This is a genomic window from Streptomyces cahuitamycinicus (genome assembly GCF_002891435.1).
Taxonomy (GTDB): domain Bacteria; phylum Actinomycetota; class Actinomycetes; order Streptomycetales; family Streptomycetaceae; genus Streptomyces; species Streptomyces cahuitamycinicus.
On record NZ_POUC01000737.1, the window covers coordinates 1 to 2,275 of the forward strand.

Annotated in this window: 3 protein-coding genes and 1 pseudogene; 1 reads left to right on the top strand and 3 read right to left on the bottom strand. The window is 68.0% G+C overall.

Annotation, left to right across the window (positions count from 1 at the left end):
- Window positions 1–477 (bottom strand): annotated as a pseudogene (locus C1J00_RS42265) (PD40 domain-containing protein); the annotation flags it as partial.
- A 177-nt stretch (window positions 478–654) separates the two neighbouring features.
- On the opposite strand from C1J00_RS42265, the gene C1J00_RS42270 reads away from it, so the two are divergent.
- Window positions 655–849: a hypothetical protein gene (locus C1J00_RS42270; RefSeq protein WP_003992731.1), complete on the top strand. Its 195-nt coding sequence runs from the start codon at window positions 655–657 to the stop codon at window positions 847–849.
- Window positions 850–910: 61 nt separating this feature from the next.
- Here the strand turns inward: C1J00_RS42270 and C1J00_RS42275 are convergent, their stop codons facing one another.
- A complete protein-coding gene (locus C1J00_RS42275; protein WP_102914100.1) occupies window positions 911–1,120 on the bottom strand; it encodes a DUF397 domain-containing protein in 210 nt (69 codons plus the stop codon).
- Window positions 1,117–2,001 (bottom strand): helix-turn-helix domain-containing protein, encoded by an 885-nt coding sequence (locus tag C1J00_RS42280; RefSeq protein ID WP_102914101.1) that lies wholly within the window; start codon window positions 1,999–2,001, stop codon window positions 1,117–1,119. The genes C1J00_RS42275 and C1J00_RS42280 overlap by 4 nt, the downstream gene beginning before the upstream one ends.
- Window positions 2,002–2,275: the final 274 nt, after the last annotated feature.

Below are 2,275 nucleotides of genomic sequence, written 5' to 3' on the forward strand. Positions count from 1 at the left end.
GGCGCCCACGACCCGCAGGGCACCCCCCACGACATAGGCGACATGCCGCCCGTCGGGCGACGGACGTGGGTCGATCACGGGCCCCGGCGCGGGCAGCTCACGTGCCGTCCCGGCCCGCAGCTCGGCCGCGAAAAGCCGCCCTGACAAGGAGAAAGAGGCCAACTCCACAGCCGAGTCGGTGGCGTACCCGACGATGCCGGCACCGCCCTCGCGGCTGCGTTCACGCCGGGCCCGTTCCTCGGGCGAGAGGTCCTCGGAGGCGCCGCCCAGCAGGGCGTGCGGGTCGGCGGCCACGCGCTCCCCGCCCTCCTCCATGCCGAGGACCCAGAGCGAATTCGCCCGGTCCGTACCGGAACCGGAGCGCAGGAACACGACACGCGAACCGTCGGGCGCCACGGTGAACGAACGCGGCGCGCCGAGCGTGAAGCGCTGGGTACGGGCGTGCCGTCGGGGGAAGGAGTGAGGCTCGGTCGTCATGCCCTGACCATATTGGCCATGCGCCCCCTTGTGCGGCCGTGCGCCGATCGATGCGCACGGAGGGATAGTTATGATCAATGTCGCATAGTGGGTATGAACCTGCTGGCTGCTGTACGGATTTACTGCCCCCATAGTCCGACCCCCCGCGCCCTCGTGGATCTTTGGAGGTGAGCCGCCGTGGCACTCTCGATTTCGGCGGTGGTGCTGCTGGCGATCATCGTCTTCCTGCTCATCAAGAAGTCGGGGCTGAAGGCGGGGCATGCGATCGTCTGCATGCTGCTCGGCTTCTACCTCGCCTCCTCGACGGTCGCTCCCACGATCAGCGAGCTGACGACGAACATCGCGGGCATGATCGGCAGTATCAAGTTCTGACCGTCGCGCCCGCAGGCCCGGAGCGAGGGATGATCCGGGCCTGAGCGGAGACGTCGCCGGATCAGCTCCCGACCGCGTACGGCACGAAGCCGGCCCACGCGGCGGGAGCGAAGGCCAGCCGAGGACCGTCAGCGTTCTTGGAGTCACGGACGTGGACGGTGCCGGGTTCTGTGGCGACCTCGACGCAGGAGTCGCCTTCACTGCCGCTGCTGTAGCTGCTCTTGAACCACGCCAGGCCGGAGGCGTCTCCGGACGAGGTCTTGCGGATCATGTCTCCCCCAGCAGTTGTTCGATGAAGGCAGTCGACTCAGGTGGTGTGAGCGCCTGCGCCCGGATAATGCCATAGCGGAGTTCCAGGATACGGAGCTGCCGCAGGTCGGACACCGGTCGTCCGTTGGCCACTGCTGGTGAACGCCCGATCGCTGACCCGTCCTCGAACTTGAGCACCTCGATGCTGCCGTCCACGCCGGCGTGGGCTTCCCGTTCGATCGGCATCACCTGAAGCTCGACGTTGCGCAACTGGGCTGCTTCAAGCAGACGTTCGAGTTGACCGCGCAGGACTGCTCGTCCCCCCAGGGGCCGCCGAAGTGTCCACTCCTCCAGGACGAAGCTGAGGTCGGGTGCCGGGTCTCGCTCGAAGATCGCCTTGCGCGCTACGCGTGCTGCGATGAACCGCTCCACCTCCTCCGCCGAGTAGGCGGGACGCCGCATGGTCAACAGGGCGCGTGCGCACTCCGGAGTCTGCAACAGGCCATGGACGTGCAGCGGATCGTAGAGCTGAAGCTCCACCGCCCGCGCCTCCATCTGCGCCAGATCCCGGACCTTCTTCGGGTACCGGACCCTCTTCACGTCCTCCTTCATCGCCGCGATGAGCCCACCGGCGTCCAGCACTTCGTCCGCCGTGTCCAGATACTCGGGCCGGGGGATCCGCTTGCCGCTCTCGATCTTGTAGACGAGGTCCTCGCCGTAGCCGACCGCCACCGCGAACTCGCCGGCCCGCAGCCCCGCCGCCTCCCGGCGGAGCCTCAACTGCCGCCCCACCGTGGCCACCACCGCGAGCGCCCAGTCGTCGTCCGGGTCCACCTCCCAGCCCGGCTCGTCAGCCTGTTCCGCCTCGGTCCTGACCCGCACCGCCTCACCGTTCACCGACATGCGCGCTCCTCCGTAGTGCCGCGTCGTACCGTCGCGCCCTGCCCGTGGGAGCCGCGTCGACAGTCCGGAACAGCACCGGACGAGCCTTGAGCTGTAGCTCTAAGTAGCAGGACGATCACGTATCACGGTAGGTCCGGTCGGCCACGCTGAGTGACGCGAATCAGGAAACTGCCCAGACCAGGCCCCAACACTGGGCTTCAGGCCACCGGAACCCGCACCCTCGCGCTCCGGTGCCGTCGGCGGCTGAAAGACAAAGAACTCCGGGGGAAAGCAC

Coding starts and splice junctions, on each gene's coding strand:
- C1J00_RS42280 (WP_102914101.1), bottom strand. CDS start 2,001: ATGTCGGTGAACGGTGAGGCGGTGCGGGTCAGGACCGAGGCGGAACAG.
- C1J00_RS42275 (WP_102914100.1), bottom strand. CDS start 1,120: ATGATCCGCAAGACCTCGTCCGGAGACGCCTCCGGCCTGGCGTGGTTC.